Genomic DNA, 21,101 nt, shown 5'->3' on the forward strand with positions numbered 1-21,101 from the left:
TTTGTTGACCATTATCGATACCTGCTGGAATTTTAACGTTGATTTTTTTACGTTTACGTACTTTACCAGAACCGTGGCATGTCGTACATTTTTCTTTAATGATTTGCCCAGTTCCTGAACAATGACCACAAGCTTGACGGTTTACGATACGACCAAATGGTGTATTTTGTTCTACACTTACTTGCCCTGATCCTGAGCAATGTTTACATGTTTCTTTTGAAGTTCCTGGTTTTGCCCCGCTACCTTTACAAGTATCACATGGATCTTCTACTGGAATCTCAACATTTAACTCTTTACCAAAAATAGCTTCTTCAAAATCTAAAGTAACTTGATATTGTAAGTCAGCACCTTGACGCGGAGCGTTTGGATCACGACGTCTGCCGCCACCGCCGCCAAAGAATGAACTAAAGATATCTTCAAAACCGAAGCCACCGCCGAAGTCTCCTCCGCCGCCAAAGCCACCGAAGCCTTGATTAGCACCAGCATGACCAAATTGATCATATTGCGCACGCTTTTGATCGTCGCTTAATACTTCGTATGCTTCTTGCACTTCTTTAAACTTTTCAATTGCATTTTCTTCTTTACTTACGTCTGGATGGTATTTTTTAGCCAAACGACGATACGCTTTTTTTATTTCATCTTTTGAAGCACCCTTGCTAAGTCCAAGGACCTCATAATAATCTCGTTTACTCATAAATTTACAACCCCCGAATCTTTCACATAAACGTAATTTTAACACCGAAAGAAAGTGCTTTGCAACAAAGTTTCCTCACTTACAGTATGCAAAGTAAAAAACTTAAGACCCTCACACATTCCTTCTCATTCGTGAAAAAAGCCAAAGCCAAGGCACGCTTGACTTTGACTTTTTGTCATCTTACTTATTATGTTTACAGTTGAATTACTTGTCTTCTTTTACTTCTTCAAACTCAGCGTCTACTACATTGTCTTTCTTCGCGCCAGCATCTTGTGCTCCTTGTGCACCTTCTGCTTGCCCTGCAGCTGCTTGAGCTTGCTCATATAGTTTAACAGTTAGTTGTTGTACGATTTCTTGTAAAGCGTCTTTTTTCGCACGGATTTCCTCAAGCTCGTTCTTCTCAATCGCAGCTTGTAATGCTTCTTTCGCTTCTGTTGCTTTTGCAACTTCAGCTGCATCTACTTTACCTTCTAAATCTTTTACAACTTTATCTGTTTGGAATACAAGTTGGTCAGCTTCGTTACGAAGTTCAACTTCTTCCTTACGTTTTTGGTCAGCGTCAGCGTTTGCTTCTGCTTCTTTTACCATACGATCTACTTCTTCATCAGAAAGACCTGAAGAAGATTGGATTGTAATAGCTTGTTCTTTGCTTGTTCCTAAATCTTTTGCACGTACGTTAACGATACCGTTCGCATCAATATCGAATGTTACTTCGATTTGTGGAATACCACGTGGTGCTGGTGGGATATCCGTTAATTGGAAACGTCCTAACGTTTTGTTGTCAGCTGACATTGGACGCTCACCTTGTAATACGTGAATGTCTACTGCTGGTTGGTTATCAGCAGCTGTTGAGAATACTTGTGATTTACTTGTTGGAATTGTAGTGTTACGCTCGATTAATTTCGTGAACACACCACCCATAGTTTCAATACCTAAAGAAAGTGGAGTTACATCTAATAATAGTACGCCTTCTACATCACCAGTAAGTACGCCACCTTGAACTGCAGCACCTAATGCTACAACTTCATCCGGGTTTACACCTTTATATGGTTCTTTACCAGTTTCACGTTTAATAGCTTCTTGTACAGCTGGGATACGAGTAGAACCACCTACAAGGATAACGCGATCTAATTCACTTGCAGATAGACCAGCATCTTTTAAAGCACGACGAGTTGGTTCTAATGTTCTTTCAACAAGGTTTGCTGAAAGCTCTTCGAATTTCGCTCTTGTTAATGTTAATTCTAAGTGTAATGGACCAGCAGCTCCAGCACTAATGAATGGCAATGAAATTTGTGTTTGTGTTACACCTGAAAGATCTTTTTTCGCTTTTTCAGCTGCATCTTTCAAACGTTGAAGTGCCATTTTATCTTGGCTTAAATCAATGTTATTTTCTTTTTTGAATTCAGCTACTAAGTGATCGATGATAACTTGGTCAAAGTCATCTCCACCAAGACGGTTGTCACCAGCAGTTGAAATAACTTCAAATGTTCCATCTGCTAACTCAAGGATAGATACGTCAAATGTACCGCCACCTAAGTCATATACTAAGATTTTTTGCTCTTCATCTTGTTTTTCTAAACCGTAAGCAAGCGCTGCTGCTGTTGGTTCGTTAATGATACGTTCAACTTCTAAACCAGCGATACGACCAGCATCTTTCGTTGCTTGACGCTCTGCATCGTTGAAGTATGCAGGTACTGTAATAACAGCTTTCGTTACTGTTTCACCTAAATATGCTTCAGCAGAAGCTTTTAAGTTTTGTAAAATGATTGCAGAAATTTCTTGAGGTGTATATTCTTTACCTTCGATTTCTACTTTGTAGTCTGTACCCATATGACGTTTAACAGACATGATTGTATTTGGGTTTGTAATTGCTTGACGCTTTGCTACTTCCCCAACTTGACGTTCTTCATTTTTGAAAGCTACAACAGAAGGTGTTGTACGGTTTCCTTCTGGATTTGGGATAACCTTTGGTTCTCCACCTTCCATAACAGCTACACAAGAGTTTGTTGTACCTAAGTCAATACCGATAATTTTACTCATGGCGAATCCTCCTACTTTTATGTAAATTATTGATTTACTTTTACCATCGATGGGCGAATTACACGGTCTTTTAATTTATAACCTTTTTGGAATTCTTCCACAACCGCATTTGATTCAAATTCGCTGTCTTCTACTTGCATAACAGCTTGGTGTTCATGAGGATCAAACTGTTTACCAACAGCTTCAATCGCTTCTACACCTTCTTTTGTCATCGCTTCTAACAATTGACGATATACCATTTCCATCCCTTGTAATAAGGACTTCATTTGCTCATCATTTGCTTCCACTTGCATCGCTCTTTCAAAATTATCAAGAGCTGGCAAAATATCTGAAACAAGACTTTGTGCTCTATATTTTTCAGCAGCCTGTTTATCCATTTGAACACGACGCTTATAATTTTCAAAATCAGCTTGTAGACGTAGCATACGGCCTTCCGTTTCCGTCAGTTTCGCTTGCAATTCATCTACTTTTTCTTGTAAAAGAGCAGCCTCACTTTTTTCTTCAACAGATTCTTCGCTGTCTTCAGATGTTACGGCTTCTTCAACTTGTGCTTCTTTTACTTCTTCTTTCACTTCTTCTACAACTTGTTCGTTACGCTCTTCCACAATTTTCACCTCCTTAAAAGGTATTAGGTATCATGCATAGCATGATTACCTAAGTATAGTTATATATTACACACAGTGATGTATTGCTTATCACTTGAGCGAATGTATTCTTCTTTATTCTTTATTTTTTTAGTCCATCTGTAATTTGCCTTGTAAATAACTGCAACAAACTAATTACACGAGAGTATTGCATTCTCGTTGGGCCTAAAATTGCAATTGTTCCAACCTGTTCTTCTCCGATTGAATATGTTGCAGAAATTAAACTGCAATCCTCCATAGCCGTTGAAGAGTTTTCCCTACCAATTTTCACTTGAATACCAACTTGTTTATGACGCAAAATATCATAAAACTCAGCTTCGTTATCAATCATGGTAAGTAAAGATCTAACTTTTTGAATGTCATGAAACTCTGGTTGCGAAAGCATATTTGCCTTCCCTCCAAAGTATATCTTTTCCGATAACGGAACTTGAAATGTACCATCCAATATTTTTATCGCACTATCGTAATTATGAACATACCCACGCAATACCGTAACAATCTCCTTAAAGATTTTATTATGGAGTTCCGACATTGGTACGCCCGATAGCTTTTCATTTAAAATATTAACCATTTTTTCTAAATCTGATAAATCAACAGATTCCGGAACGGTAATCGTTTTGCTTTGTACATGCCCTGTATCCGTTACAATAATAGCGACTGCGGTTTGACGATCAAGCGGAACAATTTGTACGTTTTTAAGTTTATTTGTGCTTAACTTCGGTCCAAGAACAATGGCCGTATAATTTGTAAGCTCTGATAAAATTTGAGCTGATTGTTGTGCAATCTTTTCCGCTTCAAAAATTCTTTCAGCAAATAAATCTTTAATTTGTACAATTTCATCGTTCGGTAAATTTTGCGGCGCTAAAAGATGGTCTACATAAAATCGGTATCCTTTTTCAGAAGGAACACGTCCAGAAGAACTATGCGTTTTCTCAATAAATCCTAGTTCCTCTAAATCAGCCATTTCATTTCGTATAGTAGCTGAACTAAATGTAATTTCATCTTTTTTAGCCAACGTCCTTGACCCAACAGGTTGCGCTGATCCAATAAAGTCATCAATAATTGTTTGTAAAATTAAGAGCTGACGTTCCGTAAGCATCTCATCATCACCTCTGTTAGCACTCTTTGTCTTCGAGTGCTAAATCTATTAATAACTTACCAAAATTGACATTCAATTGTCAACGGAAACGTCACGAAATAATGAAACTTTTTCACGTTAATGGAACATTTAATTAGTCAATCAAAAATGATTGGAATACTTCATTCCCTAATAATTTTCCTTTTCGCGTTAAACGAACATATCCATCGCTCTCTTCAAGCAATCCTTGTTCTTGGTTGTTTTGTAACTGCTTCGCGAAAACTTGATCCATTTCCATATTAAATTTCTTTTGAAACGCTATTTTAGATACACCTTTTGTTTTTCGGAGTCCTAAGAACAACTCTTCTTCCATTTTTTCTTTCTCCGTCACCACATGAACATCTAAATACGGAAATCCGGTTTCATCGATCTTATTGAAATATTGCTTGAGCGGCCCTACATTTTGGATACGTTCTCCATTTACATAACTATGCGCTCCAGCTCCAAATCCATAATACTCTTCATTATTCCAGTATGTGAGATTATGTCTACTTTCATTATTACCTTTTGAAAAATTACTAATTTCATACTGGGTATAGCCATGTTTCTCCATTTCATCCATTACCATTTCGTACATTTTCGCTTCATGGTCTTCACCTGGAAGTCTTAATTTCCCTTTATTCATTAAGTTATAAAATACTGTTTTCGGTTCCACAATTAATGAATATGCCGAGAAATGTTGTACACCAAGCGTAAAAGCAATGTCTAATGTTTCTTTTACATCTTCTATCGTCTGTCCTGGCAGAGCATAAATAATATCTACATTTATATTTTTAAAGCCTACTTCCTGCGCTTCTCTAATTGCTACAAACGCATCTTCTCTCGTATGCTTACGTCCAATTTTCTCAAGCAATTCATCTCGAAATGTTTGCACCCCAAAACTAATTCGGTTCACTCCACCTTCTAGCAATACATTTAATTTCTCTTTCGGCAAATCACCTGGATTCGCTTCAAATGTTAATTCACAATTCGGGGCAAACGGACGTAAACGACGATTTATAATATCTAATAATTTCTTTGTCTGTTCCATATTTAATGCTGTCGGAGTTCCCCCGCCAACAAAAATCGTTTTCATACTATCAAACGGTACCTTTTGAACTGTATTTATTATTTCTTTCTCTAAATACTCTAAATATTGATCGACCGGCTGGCGTTCAATAAACACTTTATTAAAATCACAATAGTGACAAATATGCTGACAAAACGGAATATGAATATATGCAGCTTGCACCAAAAATAACTCCTACCTTTCTAAAAAGAAAACCTCCGCGCTCGGGAGGCTTCTTTTACTTCTCTAACGTATTACGAATTTGTTCCATTCGCATTTTTCCCCAATCATACATCATTTCAACGATTGGTAAAAGCGACATGCCTAATTCCGTCATATAATATTCCACTCGCGGAGGAATTTCTGGGTATACTGTTCGATCAACAATCCCATCTTCCATTAACTCTTTTAATTGGTTTGACAAAACTTTATGAGAAATGCTCGGAAATAATCGTTGTAATTCACTAAAACGATGAGGCCCTTCCACACCAAGATGCCATAATATTACAACTTTCCACTTTCCACTAATAATAGAAAGCGTCAATTCCTTTTCACAATTAAAATTGCCATTTTGTATTTTTTCTTGAATATCTTTTCGAATATTTTCGGACATTAACAAACTCCTAACTCTATATGAACTAAAAAGCTCTCTCACTATTGTAAATGAGAGCTACTCAGATGTCTAAAAAGTAATTATACGTAAAAAAGAAGTCGCATAAACGACTTCTTTTTTCATTCCAACTATTAGTTGTCATCCATTTTCAGTACAGCCATGAATGCTTCTTGCGGTACTTCTACAGAACCAACAGACTTCATACGTTTTTTACCTTCTTTTTGCTTATCAAGAAGTTTACGCTTACGAGAAATGTCACCACCGTAACATTTCGCAAGTACGTTTTTACGCATCGCCTTAATTGTAGAACGCGCTACAACTTTGTTTCCGATCGTCGCTTGAATTGGCACTTCGAACTGCTGTCTTGGAATTAATTCTTTTAATTTTTCTACGATTACTTTACCACGGTCATACGCTGAATCACGGTGTACGATAAATGATAGAGCATCGACTTGCTCAGAATTTAAAAGAATATCCATTTTCACAAGTTTAGATGGTTTGTAACCAATTAACTCATAATCAAATGATGCATATCCTTTCGTATTTGATTTCAACTGATCGAAGAAGTCATATACGATTTCTGATAACGGGATTTCATATGTCAATGTAACACGCGTTTCATCTAAATATTGCATATCAATAAACGTTCCGCGTTTACCTTGGCAAATTTCCATTACAGCTCCAACATAGTCATTCGGAACCATAATTGCTGCTTTAACAAATGGCTCTTCAACACGATCAATTGTCTGTGGATCCGGCATATTAGACGGGTTATCGACAATCATGTCTTCACCATTCGTTAAGAATACTTTATAAATAACACTTGGCGCTGTTGTAATTAAATCAATTTTAAATTCACGTTCAATACGCTCTTGAATGATTTCCATATGAAGAAGTCCTAAGAATCCACAACGGAAACCAAATCCTAGCGCTTGAGATGTTTCTGGCTCAAACTCAAGAGCAGAATCGTTTAATTCTAATTTCTCTAGCGCATCACGTAAGTCGTTGTAACGTGCAGAGTCAATCGGGTACAGACCACAGAATACCATTGGATTTAATTTACGGTAACCAGGTAATGGCTCAGCTGCTGGACGTTTCGCATGTGTAATCGTATCACCAACGCGTGTGTCACCAACATTTTTAATCGATGCCGCTAAGAAACCTACATCACCTACTGTTAACTCATCACGTTGCGTAGTTTTCGGTGTAAACACACCTACTTCTGTTACTTCAAATTCTTTTCCAGTTGCCATCATACGTACTTTATCGCCAACTTTTACCGTTCCATTTACAACACGGATATAAGCAATTACACCGCGGTACGGATCATATAAAGAGTCAAAGATCATACATTGTAACGGTTCTTCTGAATCACCTGTTGGTGCTGGCACTTTTTCAACGATTTGTTCTAAAATCTCTTCGATACCAATCCCAGCTTTTGCCGAAGCAAGTACAGCTTCTGATGCATCTAACCCAATTACATCTTCCACCTCTTGGCGTACACGCTCTGGGTCTGCACTTGGTAAATCGATTTTATTAATAACCGGTAAAATTTCTAAATTGTTATCAAGCGCTAAGTATACGTTCGCTAACGTTTGCGCTTCAATACCTTGCGCTGCATCTACTACAAGAATTGCACCTTCACAAGCCGCTAAACTACGAGATACTTCGTACGTAAAGTCGACGTGCCCTGGTGTATCAATTAAGTGAAGAATATATTCTTCGCCGTCTTTTGCTTTATAGTTTAATTGTACTGCGTTTAATTTAATTGTAATACCACGCTCACGCTCTAAATCCATAGAGTCAAGCAACTGAGCTTTCATTTCACGTTGTGTTAACGCGTTTGTTTTCTCTAAAATACGGTCTGCTAACGTTGACTTTCCGTGGTCAATATGAGCAATGATAGAGAAATTACGAATTTTGGACTGTCTTTTTGCTCTTTCTTCTTTGTTCATCTATGTTCTCAACTCCTAATAGTCTCGCCAATATACACTAGCACTGATTATATCAATAGAGCAGCAAAGATTCAATGAAAACTCGTGCTGCTTACGATACAAATCATTCTATTTATATCTTATGCGAACAAACCATAAGAGACAAACCTTTTTCAAATTAAAGAACGGCTGTCTTACAAACCTGTAAAACAACCGTCCTCCGTTTGACTCTTAACTAAAAATCCCTTTTACTTTCCCAACAACTATATCTGTTCCAAACTTTGTTATTTCATAGGCAACGCTTGCTATCGCCATACCCATTCCTTCTACAATATTAAAACTTTTTAAGCTTTCTAATTGTTTTTGTTTTTCAGTAGCGGAAAACGAACTCTCCAAAGTTTCTGATTCAGTGGCCTCACCTTTTGTTCCTGTCATATGAGCGATTTGTTCATACGACATTTGCTGATAACCTTTCATACTTTTCAACCCATGATTTGCAAGTGCCACCCCTGCTATTACCATAAGTAAGCATATAGCCACACTACATATACATAAAAGCGAAAAGCGACTTACATGATTATCGTCACTTCCCATCAATGTGTATATGCTCCTGTATTATCTTGGTCAATTTGATGATGCAGCGCTGCATTTAAACCACTTGCTATTACATTTGCCATATCCTCTATGAAGGCATCCACTTCTTTCGGAGTCACCATTAAATTATGACCAAGAGGAGATAACACTTCATAAATTAATTTTCTCTTCTCTTCATCTCCCAGTGTACCTACAGCACCTAAAAACATATTCCGGCTCTTTTCATCCGGCATATCCTCTTCTGTTAATTTTTTCTTTTCTCCAAATGTAAAACCAGCCGGCAACAAAGATCGGGAAGGTTTATTTCCTTCTTTCATCTCCCGGCCAAAATGTTTCAAAATAAAATCAATTGTATCGCTTGTAATCGAAACGGCATCCACCACAGTCGGAACACCAATTGCGATAACAGGAATACCTAATGTTTCTTTACTGAGTTCCTTACGTTTATTCCCAACACCCGACCCAGGATGAATTCCTGTATCAGAAATTTGTATCGTACTATTTACCCTTTCAATAGAACGAGCAGCTAACGCATCAATTGCAATGACAAAGTCTGGTTTTGTCTTCTCAATGATTCCATAAATAACATCGCTCGTTTCAATCCCTGTAATCCCCATTACCCCCGGCCGAATTGCACTAACAGGCCTAAACCCTTCTTCTACACTTTCAGGCTGCAATTGAAACAAATGTCTCGTTACCAATACATTTTCTACAACTATCGGTCCAAGCGCATCCGGCGTTACATTCCAATTTCCAAGACCAACAATTAAACAACTCGCTTCTTTCGTAACGCCAACCTCTTCTAAGAAATAAGAAAATTCTTTTGCAAAAATACGCTCTACTTTTTGTTGCAGCTCCGTATCTTGTTGACGTATACCTTGTACTTCAAGCGTTAAATAATTTCCAGGTTTTTTACCCATCGAGTCAGAGGCAGCTTCATCAATTGTAACTTTTGTAACGGTAATACCTTCTTCTTCCCTCTCTTTTACAATAACGCCTTCTATCCCTTTTTGCTCTTCTTGACGCTCTTGCAGCATTTGATGCGCCTCTACAGCAAGGTCCGTTCTAACACTATATTTACTTAAATCCAATGGTTCTTTCATCGTATCTCCTCCGTCATTCATAGTAAATATCGTTAGATTTCCCAAAGTTATATAAGGTCATTCTTTCCTTTACGTGAAATTTCATAGATATACTATTGCAATTCTCTTCACCGTTTGATAGAATATCACTTGTTCTATGTTAAGAATCGAGTCATTCGATTGCACCAGGGAGGTGAAAAGTATGGCAAACATCAAATCTGCTATCAAACGCGCTAAACTTAGCGAAGAGCGTCGTGCACATAACGCTTCTATCAAGTCTGACATGCGTTCTGCTGTTAAAACTGTAGAAGCTTTAGTTACTAATAACGATCTTGAAAATGCTAAAGAAGCTTTCAAAACTGCTTCTAAAAAACTTGACAAAGCAGCTCGTAAAGGTCTTATCCACCAAAACGCTGCAGCTCGTCAAAAATCTCGCTTAGCGAAACAAGTAAACGCGTAAGGCGTTTAAAAAACGATCCATTCGGATCGTTTTTTTATATACAAAAAGTTCACGCTCTTAGCACGTGAACTTTTTTTGTTTCATCACATATGATTTAACCGCATTAAGAAAAACTCGAGCACAAGTTTCTTATCCATTTTTCCCGTTTTCATACTATAATCAGCTTCCGCTAATTCCATTATCACTTTTTTTAATTCTTCAAAAGAGAAAAACTTCGTTTGATTCATCGCTAATTTTACACGATATGGATGCACACCAATATGAGACGCGATTTGATTTTGACCGTAACCACGCTGCTGTAACTCTTTCACTTGATGCAGTAAACGGAATTGACTTACTAATAACGCAAGCAATTTAATAGGTTCCTCCTGCTGCGTAAATAATCCATCCAAAATTTGCATCGCACCCGCGATATCTTTTTTTACCACTTTTTCTGTCAAAGCAAACACATTTTGTTCAACTGATTTTGGCACAAGCTCTGCAACGAGTTTCGGTGTAATATCTCCGCCCATACCGACATATAACGTTAACTTGTCCATTTCCTTCGCCAACATCGTTACATTACTTCCCACAAGCTCTAACAACAAACTAACAGCCGCATGATCAATATGCACATGCACTTCATCTGCCCGAGCAACAATCCACTTCTGAACATCCTGCACTTGCATTGCATTCGCTTCTACTACATCCGCTGTTTTCTTTAATAGTTTTGTAATTTTTTTTCGTTCATCCAGCTTTTCGTAAGGCGCAACAAAAACAAGAATAGAAAAGGGAGAAGGTTCCCCAATATATTCTTCTAAAATTTTTATATTTTGTTCTAACTTTTCTTTTTGTGAAGTTAAAAAGAGTGGTGATTTTATTAATAACACTTTACGTTCTCCGAAAAAAGGAAGTGTACGTGCATCCTCAACCACATCTTCTAAATATGCTTCTTCTAAATCATATGTCACAACATTAAACTCGCGATCTTCCTCTTCAAGCGCTTCTGCTGTAATAAGCTTTATCGTTTCATTTATAAAAAACGCTTCTGTTCCATATAGTAAATATAACGGAGCAAACTGCTTCTTTTTAATCTTTTTATGTATATCACTCATACTTTTTCCTACTCCCTAACTTGGCAATATATATTTATACTAATGCCCTAGCTTTTGTTTTACAAGTACAAAGGAACAGGCAATATAACCCGTCCCTTTATTTATATTAAACGCCACGCAATAAGCCCCGGGTTTCTTATTGGTGTGCGGTAATCACCTTCCCTTTATTATTCGCAATAAAAATTCGAGTATAAGTGCCAACTGTTAACATGCTTGGAAACAAAAACTCACGTTACTTCATGATCTAAAAGTAGTAAAAACGCTCTATTTCTCTTCATATGGAAATTGTAGATTTTTTTCTGACAATATTTTATACTAAAGTGGAATGTTGGGGAGGGATTCTAAATGAATGATTTTGAACAAAACGTTCAAAGTAAACGCAATGACGCTATTGATTCAGGGGTAGGATTTATCGTCTCATTTGGTTTTTTCGCAACACTTTTCATCATTGCAACTGTTATTAAATTTATCGGTTCTTAAAGACTGCTGCTTACTGGCAGTCTTTTTTATCTATTATGTGTTTCATCATATGTGATTTTGCTACGAAAGGTTCCGTTTTCCCCTTTAAAAACATAGGAGATAGCCCCTTGCTTATCCGTACGCCATATTTCAATCCCCCTCTTCTCAAAACGCTCTATAACGTCCTTATGAGGGTGCCCATACCTATTACGCTCACCGACAGAAATAACCGCTATATTAGGCTGTACGACGCTCAGAAAAGGTGTTGTAGATGACGTATTACTTCCATGATGAGCAACCTTTAAAACATCCGCTCGCAAATCTGGATACGTAGCTACTAAAAACTTCTCGCCTTCTTCTTCTAAATCACCTGTAAACAACCACGTTAGTCCTCCTAATTTTGCCAACATTACAATTGAAGCATTATTTTCACTGCTCTCCTTCCCTGTTGGCGCTAATACGAAAAATTCCGCTCCATTTATGCTCCAACTTTCTCCTTCTCTCACTTCTCTTATTTTCACTTCCTTTTCTAAAGCCTGTTTCTTTACTATTTTTTCTAATTCCGCATCTTGTTCCTTTCGGCCAAATACAACTTCTTTTACGGTTATATTTGATAATAACTGTTGCGCAGCACCTATATGATCCGCATCTCCATGCGTTATAATTAATTTATCGATCTTTTTAATACCTTCCTTTTGTAAATAAGGAATCAAAATATCATTTCCGACAGAAAATTCATGCTTTTTCCGTTGCCATTCTTCCTTATTTGGAAGAATTGTTCCACCAGTATCAATAAGGTAAATCTCTTGATCATACGGAAGGCGAATTAATATTGCATCTCCCTGTCCAACATCGAGAAAGGTAACACTCCCACTTTCTCGAAAATACGGATATACATAATGGCATGTACTAATAAAAAGAAATACGCCTGCAGATATAAACAGAATTCCCTTCGCCATTCGCCTTTCCCAAACCATCAATATACTAATAATACTCACGCAATATAAGGCCACAAGAAGTATAGACGTTTGTCCGAAATTAAGACGGGTAAATGGTAAGTTTTCACAATAACTTAAAAAATCATTAGAAAGATTCAAACCTATTGATAGTACATTCGCAAGCCTTTTTGCAAGAAACGGGATGACCGGTATACATATCAAAATAACAATACTGCACGGCAATACAACGAGAGATAAAAACGGAACGTATAGGATATTTAAGAAAATACTATATGGAGAAAAATAACCGAAGTGATATAACAAAATCGGAGTACTAACGAGCTGTGAAATGAAAGAAATATAAATAGAATTTCGAATTACTCCATTACCACTCTCTAGTAAAAGCGGGGTAGATAAAAGTAAAGCAAAACTACCGACAAAAGAAAACTGAAAGCCAATATTAAACACGAGATATGGATCAAATATAAGCATACATATAGCTGTTATACTTAAAGCATCTAAGCTAGATAAACGAATAGAACACATAAAAGCAATTAACATAAAAACTCCTGTTATAGAAGCTCTTATAACAGATGGTGACGCTCCTGCTAAAATCATATATAGAGGAATACAGAAGATAAGACATACCGTTGTTACCTCCCTTGTCACACCACTTCTTAGCAAAATAAAATACACGATTACCATTAACAATACGATATGCGATCCTGAAATCGCCAACAAATGCACGAGACCGAATTGTTGATATTGCTCTTCAACTTCAAATGTCATTTGTTGTCTATCACCAAATACTAATGCATTCATAAAAGCGCCTGATTGCTCTGGAAACATTTCTGTAACTTCTGAGATTGCTTGTTGCCTCAAGAGAAGAATCCATTGCACGAGTGACAACGATGTTTTATGGCATTCAGAAATATATGTAGCGTCCAATATGAAATGAATATTTTGCTTATATAAATAATCACGATAATTAAACCCATGGAAATTCCGAGCTATTTGCGGTTCTTTCCTCTCACCCTCGAATACACATGATACTCCTGCATGTAATTGTCGCATCTGTTTCTTTTCCAAGGCTGATTTCATTTTGTAACTTAACTGCACTATATTTTTATTCTGATCTTCAACTTGAAATGAGAGGCGATCTCCGTTAATAAGAGGTGTATTATGTATCACCCCTCTTGTAGCTTCGTAGGAATCTCCCAGAGGCTTGTTTTGCCCTTGAACATACGTGGTGTACATAGCGCCACTTAAACACGCTATCATACAATAAAAGAAGGTTTTACGCGGAGTACGATACAAACAAAAGAAAACATTTAGAACGAGACAACAAGTCAGCCATATAACTGAAGAGGAGAAGGCAATTGCAATCCCTATTATAAATGAGATTGCAACATAGCCCCATTGTCCTTGCAACTCATACTCACTCCTTATAGCATCATTTTTGCTTTCGTGAATACATGCTGTAATTCTTCCATTGATAAGTTCTCTTTTTCTAAAGATGCAAATAGTTCTTTTAACTCCATATGACGCTTTTGATCCTCTAATGCTGCAATATCATATTCTAGTGGAACGTGTTTCACCGTTACATTCGCTTTTTCAAATAACTCTACAGCATACGGATGATTTTTATAATCCTGTGCATAATAAACTGCTGTAATACCACTTTGAATAATCGCCTTACAACATTGTAAACAAGGAAAATGCGTAACATAAATTTCCGCTTCCTCCGTTTTCACGCCAAATTTTGCACACTGTAATAAAGCATTCATTTCTGCATGAATTGTACGAACACAATGATTATCAATAACGTAGCATCCATCATCTATACAATGTACGCCACCTTTAATTGAACCATTATATCCACCAGCAATAATTCGTTTATCACGAACGATTGTCGCTCCTACTGCAAGCCTTGTACATGTACTACGTAAAGATAACAAATGGCTTTGCGTCATAAAATATTGATCCCATGAAATTCGTTCCATATTCTTCACCTACTTTTTTGTCTACTTGTAGTGTAGCGAATGAAGAAAAACTTCGTCAATCTTTTACGGAATAATAATTTGATCTTTTATTTTCTCCAAAGACTTCACACCAATCCCATCAATCTCTAACAAATCTTCTATTTTTTGAAACGGACCATGTTCCTCTCGATATTTCAAAATACTTTCTGCTTTCCGAGAACCAATACCTGTAATTTTTTCAAGTTGTTCTTTAGAAGCTGCATTTATTTGAACTTTTCCCTCTCCCTTTGAAACAGCAGCTACTTCTTGCACTTGTTCGTTTTTATTCGGTACGTAAAGAATCATTTGGTCTTGTACCATTTGTGCTAAATTTACCTTCATCCTATCTGCCTCAGGCAAAAAACCACCTGCTTTTTCAATAGCATCCTTGACCCGGTCCCCTTCTTTCATTTCATACACCCCCTCTTTAACAACAGCCCCTTTCATATCAATTACAATTATTTTTTTCTGCTGCTTTGTATCCGATATTTTCGGTTTACTTTTCTTCTCTATATCTTTCGCTTGAACATCCGTTGCAATAACTGATCGCTCTGTATGCTCGTTCGTTTTCCAGAAAATAAGAAAAAGCACAGTTCCAATAATAGCTGCTAATCCTAACCATTTCTTTGGAAAATCCCACATCATTTTTCACCTCTAATCATAAATTTATAACATCATTCATATTGTTTAGGAGAAAGCTGTTACGAAGGAGGGATGAAACATTGAACATAGGAATTATAGGGACAGGAAACATGGGGAATATACTAATCGATGCATTTTTAGAAACCCGTGCTGTCAAACCTTCGTGCCTTACGATCATTAATCGAACGCCCGCCAAAGCATATCATATAAAGGAAAAATACCCTTCTGTTCATATAGCCAAAACTATTGATGAGGCAATCGAACGATCACATCTTATTTTTATTTGTGTAAAGCCGATAGATATATACCCAATCTTACAAAAATACGCTGAACATTTTTCTGATGAAAAGTGCTTAGTTTCTATCACAAGTCCAATATCCCCATCACAATTAGAGACACTTGTACCTTGCCATGTTGCTCGTATTATTCCGAGCATTACAAACCGCGCCCTATCCGGCGCATCACTATTTACATTTGGAAGTAACTGCTCTGAAGAATGGCAACAAAAACTATTTCGCTTATTCAAAAACATTTCTACTCCCCTTGTAATAGAAGAAGATATAACGCGCGTTTCATCTGATATAGCAAGCTGCGGCCCCGCATTCTTTAGTTATTTATTACAATGTTTCATTAATGCTGCTGTAGATAAAACAAATATTACACATGAAGAAGCCACTACTTTAGTAAGTGAAATGGTCGTTGGAATGGGGAAACTACTCGAAAAAGGGATTTTCACATTGCCTACTTTACAAGAAAAAGTATGTGTGAAAGGCGGCGTTACAGGAGAAGGTATTCGGGTTTTAGAAGAACATGTTGGGGATATGTTTCATAAATTAATCGAGCGGACACACGAGAAATTTGATGAAGATTTAAAATGCGTTGATCAGCAATTCAATAAACACACATAATAAATACGTCATCGTCATTCCAAATCCTTTTTATAAATACTTAATTTTTCACATTACATTTTTACTTAAACTAGCACTTTCAAAATTCACGTATATCATCTTCTTATTATCCTACAACTAAAATTACAGCTTCTTTACAAAACAAAAGCAACCTTCTTGGTTGCTTTTGTTTTATCCGTTTTTCTTCGCCATGAAGAAAATACGCTCTGTTTGTTCTGTAACTTCAAGTCGCTCAAAGTCACCAGTTACACGAAGCACTGTAAAACCAGCTTCTTCAAGCCATTTCGTTAACTCTTCAACCGGATATGCACGTTGTACGTGACATTCGTCAAAACGATGGTACACATCTTCTTCTGGGTCTTGAACAAAGAATGTTAAATCATGTTCTACACTGTTTGAATCTTCACCAGGGAAGCAATTCCAAATAAGAGATATTTCTTCTCCATTCACTGTGTATGTTTCATTTTGAAATACATGATGTATTTTATATAAAGAATGTACATCAAATAAAAACAAACCATCTTGACGTAAATGATGAAACACTCTTCGGAATGTTTCTTGCACTCCATCTTCTTGCAATACATAGTTTAATGAATCACAAAAGATCGTTACACAGTCAAACTCACCTGGAACATCAAGCTCTCGCATGTCTTGTTGGTAAAAAGGAATAAAATATCCTGCCTCGCCTAGTTTTTGCTGTGCGACTGCTAACATTTCTTCCGAAAGATCGACACCGATTACATCGTAACCCTTTTGTACAAGCGGAAGCGTTACATTACCAGTACCGCATGCTACATCAAGAATCTTCGCTTCTTTCACATCCGCTTGCTGTAAGCTTTCCTCTGTGAATTCCACCCATTTATCATAGGGGACATCATTCATTAGTTCATCGTACAGCAACGCAAATTGCTCGTAGTTCATTGGCCTAACTCTTCTGTAATATCTTCACGTGGCACATCGCCCCATAGACGCTCTAAATTATAGTGATTACGCTCATCTTTATGGAATACATGAGCAACTACATCTCCAAGGTCAACTAATACCCAGCGAGCTTCGTCAAAACCTTCCATACGTTGTACGTCGATTTGGAACTCGTGTGCTTTCGCTTTAATTTCACGCGCAATTGCTTGCACTTGCTTATCTGAGTTACCGTGACAAATAATGAAATAATCTGCAATTGGTGAAATACCTTGCATATTTAGGACAACCATATCTTCCGCTCTCTTATCATCAGCTGCTTTTGCTGCTAATACTAATAAATCTTTATCTTTCATTTACTCATTTCCTCCTTGATAACTGCATTGTATGTTTGGAATGTTAATGGATAAATCGTTTGATCTTTTTCCATTAAAAATTGAATTGTTCTCTTTAGCGCAAATAATAAAGCTTGATCTATATCCGTATATGCGAGTTTACGAGCTTCCTCCACCCCTGGAAACTTTCGCCCAGGCTCAATGTAATCAGCTACATAAATTACTTTATCTAACATCGTCATTTTCTCATGACCACTTGTATGATATGTAATAGCTTGCAGGATTTCAGGATCTGTAATACCTACTTCTTTTTCTACTAAGTATGCCCCAACAGGTGCATGCCATAACTCTTTGTTATAACAAAGTAAATCTTTCGGCAAATCTTCACTTTTAATGATCTCTTCCATATCTGAAATCGCTCTACACTTCGCATAATCATGAAATATAGCTGCAACTTCAGCTTTTTTTTCATCCACACCGTATAACTTAGCAAGTTCAATTGCTGTTTCCATTACACCAATTGTGTGTATATAACGTTTTTCATGCATTTGTTGTTTGACAATATGAAGTGCTTTCTCACGATTCATACAACCCATTCCTCTCGATATATACCTGTACTTTTTCAGGAAGTAAATATTTACATGTTTTCTTCTCTTTATATCTCTCACGTAATAAAGATGAAGAAACAGCAAACTCCGGAATTTCCACAGTGGTGATAGGATAAGGTGTATGCAATGTATACCCAGGTCTTGCAACCCCAACAAACGTTACAAGATTAAGTAACATTTCAATGTTATACCACTTCGGCAAATACTCAACCATATCTCCACCAATAATAAAATGAAACTGCACATCCGGATGCTTCTTCGTCAATTGTAGCATAGTGTCATACGTATAAGATGGGCCCTTCCTGCTTAGCTCTTCTAAACAAATAGAAAAATGTTCCTCTTCCTCAGTCGCAAGCTCTAACATTTGCAAACGACTTTCTACACTTGTAATATTCCGCCCTTGTTTATGCGGCGGAATTTGGTTCGGTAAGAACCATACTTCTTCTAAATTCAAAGCATGATATACTTCATTTGCAATGAGCAAATGTCCATAATGTGGCGGATCAAATGTACCGCCAATGATGCCAATTTTCCTCAAAAGAAACGCCCCTTCCTTTTACGTACAGCAACTCTCTTCATTCCTAACAGAAGAGAGTTGCTATTAATAAAAGTTCAATTGGTTTCGCTCTCTACATCATTACGCATCAACGATAAAAATAGCGCATGCTAATCTTTTTATCGAGGAAGCTTAATTTGTTTATTTTCTCTTGACTCTTTGTATAAAACGATTGTGCTTCCAATTACTTGAACGATTTCAGCACGTGCACCTTTTGCAAGTTCTTCTGCAACTTCACGGCGATCGAATTCACAGTTTTGTAGCACACTTACTTTAAATAGCTCACGAGCTTCTAAAGTATCTGCGATTTGTTTAATCATATTTTCATTTACTCCGCCTTTTCCTACTTGAAAAATTGGTGTTAAATGATGTGCCTGTGCACGTAAAAATCTTTTTTGTTTTCCTGTTAACATATATGTTAGCCTCCAAGCTTTCTTATAACTAATTGTTTCATTCGTTCGATATTTGGCGTACGCCCTGTCCACATTTCAAATGCAAGCGCTCCTTGATAAACAAACATATCAATACCATTTTGAATCATTGCACCTTGCTCTTTCGCCTCACATAAAATTTTCGTTTCAAATGGATTATAAATTATATCTGATACAATCGTTCCCTTATTCAACGAAGAAATTTGTAACGGCGTATGTTCGACGCGTGGATGCATACCTATTGTTGTCGTCTGAATGATAATATCATAATTCCCTTGTTCTTCTGTTGCTTTCTCTAGCGATAAAGCAACAGAATGAACAGTAGCCTTACATGCAGTAATAAGTTCCTTCGCCTTATCTACCGTACGATTCGCTACATCAATCTCTTTCACACCTACATCAGCAAGTGAAAAATAAATAGCTCGACTAGCACCGCCTGCGCCAAGTAATAAAATACGTTTCTCTTGAAGTGGTTCACTACTAATGGATTGCAGTGCTCGGACAAAACCAATTCCATCTGTATTGTAGCCAATCAATTTCCCATCCTTATGAACCACCGTATTTACTGCACCAATTTGTTTTGCTAGCGGGTCAATCTCATCCAAATAATCCATAATCGCAACTTTGTGCGGAGTTGTTACATTAAATCCTGAAATACCTAACGCTTTTAAACCTCTTACTGCTTCCCCTAGCACTTCCTCTTTAACAAGAAAGGCATGATAATGGGCATCCATATTCAAGTGTTCAAATGCATCGTTATGCATAACGGGTGATAATGAATGTCCAATTGGATTTCCGATTACACCATATAATTGTTTCATAAATCCCTCTCCATATTAAATTAAAGATTTACGCAATGAAACACTTACTCCTTTTGGTACGTGTGCAACAATTTTTGCTCCCGGTTCGTTCACAGTAACCCATCCTAATCCAGAGAATACAACATCCGTTTTTGGTTCACGAATATTAAACTCGTATTTCACTAGCTCTGGCATATTTTCTAATTCTTCTGGTGTTGGCGGGCTTAGTAAATCCCCTGCATGATTTTTATACAATTCATCTGCTTTCTCAAGCTTCGTACGATGGATTGTTAAACGATTTGAGAAGTGACAAGTAAATGCGCGACGACCGCCACTTACGTAATCAAAACGTGCCAGTCCGCTAAAGAACAATGTTTGTTCTTCATTTAATTGGAATACCATTGGCTTAATTTCTTTCGTTGGTGTAATAAGCTTTAAGCTTTGTTTTCCAACATAATGAGCCATTTGATGGTGGTTAATAATACCTGGCGTATCATATAAAGAAGATTCTTCGTCTAACGGGATATCAATTAAATCAAGCGTTGTTCCTGGGAAATGAGATGTTGTAATTACATTTTCAGTCTCATCACTAAATTCTTTAATCATACGATTAATAAATGTTGATTTCCCTACATTTGTACATCCAACAACGTAAACATCTTTTCCGCCGCGGTAATACTCAATCGCATCTGCTAGCTCAGCAATCCCTTGTCCCTTTGCTGCACTAATTAAAAAGACATCTTCTGGCTTTAATCCTAGCTGCTTTGCACTATAGCGCATCCAATGCTTTACTTTATCATGTTTTACTGACTTAGGAATTAAATCAGCTTTATTCCCAACAAGTAATACTTTATTATTTCCCACGAAACGATGTAAGCCAGGTAACCAGCTACCATTAAAATCAAAAATATCTACAATCTTAACTACTAACGCATCTGATTTTCCAATACCGTTTAGAATACGTAGGAAATCATCATCTGTTAATGATACATCTTGAATTTCGTTATAATGTTTCAATCGAAAACAACGTTGACAAATGACTTGTTCTTTTTCTAAAGATGAGGCAGGAGCATATCCCACTTCATTTTTATCTTCTGTTTGAATTTCTACACCGCAACCAATACATTTAATTGTTTCAGTCAAA

Annotated in this window: 22 protein-coding genes and 1 pseudogene; 3 read left to right on the forward strand and 20 right to left on the reverse strand. The window is 37.0% G+C overall.

Translation table 11 applies throughout. From position 1 onward, the window contains the following. From dnaJ to gpr, 9 genes and pseudogenes are all read right to left on the reverse strand, one after another. A pseudogene (gene dnaJ / locus MR083_RS16050) lies at positions 1–694 on the reverse strand (chaperone protein DnaJ); the annotation flags it as partial. 204 nt (positions 695–898) lie between these two features. Then, positions 899–2,734, reverse strand: coding sequence for a chaperone protein DnaK (gene dnaK / locus MR083_RS16055; protein WP_000034690.1), 1,836 nt, complete (start codon positions 2,732–2,734; stop codon positions 899–901). 26 nt (positions 2,735–2,760) lie between these two features. Further along, positions 2,761–3,339 carry a nucleotide exchange factor GrpE gene (gene grpE / locus MR083_RS16060; protein WP_000392719.1) on the reverse strand — a complete coding sequence of 193 codons (579 nt, stop codon included), beginning with the start codon at positions 3,337–3,339 and terminating at the stop codon, positions 2,761–2,763. A gap of 121 nt (positions 3,340–3,460) precedes the next feature. Beyond that, positions 3,461–4,477, reverse strand: coding sequence for a heat-inducible transcriptional repressor HrcA (hrcA, locus tag MR083_RS16065; RefSeq protein WP_000954951.1), 1,017 nt, complete (start codon positions 4,475–4,477; stop codon positions 3,461–3,463). 133 nt (positions 4,478–4,610) lie between these two features. Then, on the reverse strand, positions 4,611–5,750 hold the full coding sequence (gene hemW, locus MR083_RS16070) for a radical SAM family heme chaperone HemW (RefSeq protein ID WP_016718498.1): 1,140 nt from the start codon (positions 5,748–5,750) through the stop codon (positions 4,611–4,613). 52 nt (positions 5,751–5,802) lie between these two features. Then, positions 5,803–6,177 (reverse strand): winged helix-turn-helix transcriptional regulator, encoded by a 375-nt coding sequence (locus MR083_RS16075; protein WP_001293546.1) that lies wholly within the window; start codon positions 6,175–6,177, stop codon positions 5,803–5,805. A gap of 131 nt (positions 6,178–6,308) precedes the next feature. Continuing rightward, complete coding sequence (lepA, locus tag MR083_RS16080; RefSeq protein ID WP_001030957.1) at positions 6,309–8,132, reverse strand: elongation factor 4; 1,824 nt, start codon at positions 8,130–8,132, stop codon at positions 6,309–6,311. A gap of 210 nt (positions 8,133–8,342) precedes the next feature. Continuing rightward, the gene (locus MR083_RS16085) at positions 8,343–8,705 is read right to left on the reverse strand and encodes a YqxA family protein (RefSeq protein WP_016718499.1); all 363 of its coding nucleotides are present in this window, start codon (positions 8,703–8,705) and stop codon (positions 8,343–8,345) included. Next, positions 8,705–9,808 carry a GPR endopeptidase gene (gpr, locus tag MR083_RS16090; protein ID WP_000662630.1) on the reverse strand — a complete coding sequence of 368 codons (1,104 nt, stop codon included), beginning with the start codon at positions 9,806–9,808 and terminating at the stop codon, positions 8,705–8,707. The genes MR083_RS16085 and gpr overlap by 1 nt, the downstream gene beginning before the upstream one ends. Positions 9,809–9,989: 181 nt before the next feature. Between gpr and rpsT the strand changes: the two genes are divergently transcribed. Then, a complete protein-coding gene (gene rpsT / locus MR083_RS16095) occupies positions 9,990–10,247 on the forward strand; it encodes a 30S ribosomal protein S20 (RefSeq protein WP_001274011.1) in 258 nt (85 codons plus the stop codon). A gap of 83 nt (positions 10,248–10,330) precedes the next feature. Here the strand turns inward: rpsT and holA are convergent, their stop codons facing one another. After that, entirely contained in the window at positions 10,331–11,341 is a 1,011-nt protein-coding gene (holA, locus tag MR083_RS16100; protein WP_242269575.1) for a DNA polymerase III subunit delta, read from the reverse strand. Between the two features lie 345 nt (positions 11,342–11,686). Here holA and MR083_RS16105 point away from each other — a divergent pair, with 345 nt between their 5' ends. Continuing rightward, positions 11,687–11,821: a YqzM family protein gene (locus MR083_RS16105; RefSeq protein ID WP_000997609.1), complete on the forward strand. Its 135-nt coding sequence runs from the start codon at positions 11,687–11,689 to the stop codon at positions 11,819–11,821. A gap of 26 nt (positions 11,822–11,847) precedes the next feature. Here the strand turns inward: MR083_RS16105 and MR083_RS16110 are convergent, their stop codons facing one another. The 3 genes from MR083_RS16110 to MR083_RS16120 form a co-directional block, all read right to left on the reverse strand. After that, positions 11,848–14,169, reverse strand: coding sequence for a DNA internalization-related competence protein ComEC/Rec2 (locus MR083_RS16110; RefSeq protein ID WP_242269576.1), 2,322 nt, complete (start codon positions 14,167–14,169; stop codon positions 11,848–11,850). 14 nt (positions 14,170–14,183) lie between these two features. Beyond that, complete coding sequence (locus MR083_RS16115; RefSeq protein ID WP_000439783.1) at positions 14,184–14,741, reverse strand: ComE operon protein 2; 558 nt, start codon at positions 14,739–14,741, stop codon at positions 14,184–14,186. Positions 14,742–14,804: 63 nt separating this feature from the next. After that, a complete protein-coding gene (locus MR083_RS16120; RefSeq protein WP_242269577.1) occupies positions 14,805–15,404 on the reverse strand; it encodes a helix-hairpin-helix domain-containing protein in 600 nt (199 codons plus the stop codon). A gap of 77 nt (positions 15,405–15,481) precedes the next feature. Here MR083_RS16120 and comER point away from each other — a divergent pair, with 77 nt between their 5' ends. Then, entirely contained in the window at positions 15,482–16,309 is an 828-nt protein-coding gene (gene comER, locus MR083_RS16125; protein WP_001020547.1) for a late competence protein ComER, read from the forward strand. Positions 16,310–16,480: 171 nt separating this feature from the next. Here the strand turns inward: comER and MR083_RS16130 are convergent, their stop codons facing one another. From MR083_RS16130 to yqeH, 7 genes are all read right to left on the reverse strand, one after another. Beyond that, positions 16,481–17,230, reverse strand: a complete 750-nt coding sequence (locus tag MR083_RS16130; RefSeq protein WP_001105574.1) for a class I SAM-dependent DNA methyltransferase — start codon at positions 17,228–17,230, stop codon at positions 16,481–16,483. Further along, positions 17,227–17,583, reverse strand: a complete 357-nt coding sequence (gene rsfS / locus MR083_RS16135; protein WP_000653200.1) for a ribosome silencing factor — start codon at positions 17,581–17,583, stop codon at positions 17,227–17,229. Before rsfS ends, MR083_RS16130 begins: the two co-directional genes overlap by 4 nt. After that, positions 17,580–18,149: a bis(5'-nucleosyl)-tetraphosphatase (symmetrical) YqeK gene (yqeK, locus tag MR083_RS16140; protein ID WP_242269578.1), complete on the reverse strand. Its 570-nt coding sequence runs from the start codon at positions 18,147–18,149 to the stop codon at positions 17,580–17,582. Before yqeK ends, rsfS begins: the two co-directional genes overlap by 4 nt. Further along, complete coding sequence (nadD, locus tag MR083_RS16145; RefSeq protein ID WP_001226059.1) at positions 18,139–18,708, reverse strand: nicotinate-nucleotide adenylyltransferase; 570 nt, start codon at positions 18,706–18,708, stop codon at positions 18,139–18,141. Before nadD ends, yqeK begins: the two co-directional genes overlap by 11 nt. A 137-nt stretch (positions 18,709–18,845) precedes the next feature. Further along, positions 18,846–19,139 carry a ribosome assembly RNA-binding protein YhbY gene (yhbY, locus tag MR083_RS16150; RefSeq protein ID WP_000955224.1) on the reverse strand — a complete coding sequence of 98 codons (294 nt, stop codon included), beginning with the start codon at positions 19,137–19,139 and terminating at the stop codon, positions 18,846–18,848. A 5-nt stretch (positions 19,140–19,144) separates the two neighbouring features. Beyond that, on the reverse strand, positions 19,145–19,978 hold the full coding sequence (aroE, locus tag MR083_RS16155; RefSeq protein ID WP_000812093.1) for a shikimate dehydrogenase: 834 nt from the start codon (positions 19,976–19,978) through the stop codon (positions 19,145–19,147). Positions 19,979–19,993: 15 nt separating this feature from the next. Beyond that, complete coding sequence (yqeH, locus tag MR083_RS16160; protein ID WP_000140795.1) at positions 19,994–21,100, reverse strand: ribosome biogenesis GTPase YqeH; 1,107 nt, start codon at positions 21,098–21,100, stop codon at positions 19,994–19,996. Between the last annotated feature and the right edge of the window lies 1 nt (position 21,101).

It is taken from the genome of Bacillus cereus group sp. BfR-BA-01408 (assembly GCF_022663305.1).
In the GTDB taxonomy this organism is placed as follows: domain Bacteria; phylum Bacillota; class Bacilli; order Bacillales; family Bacillaceae_G; genus Bacillus_A; species Bacillus_A pacificus.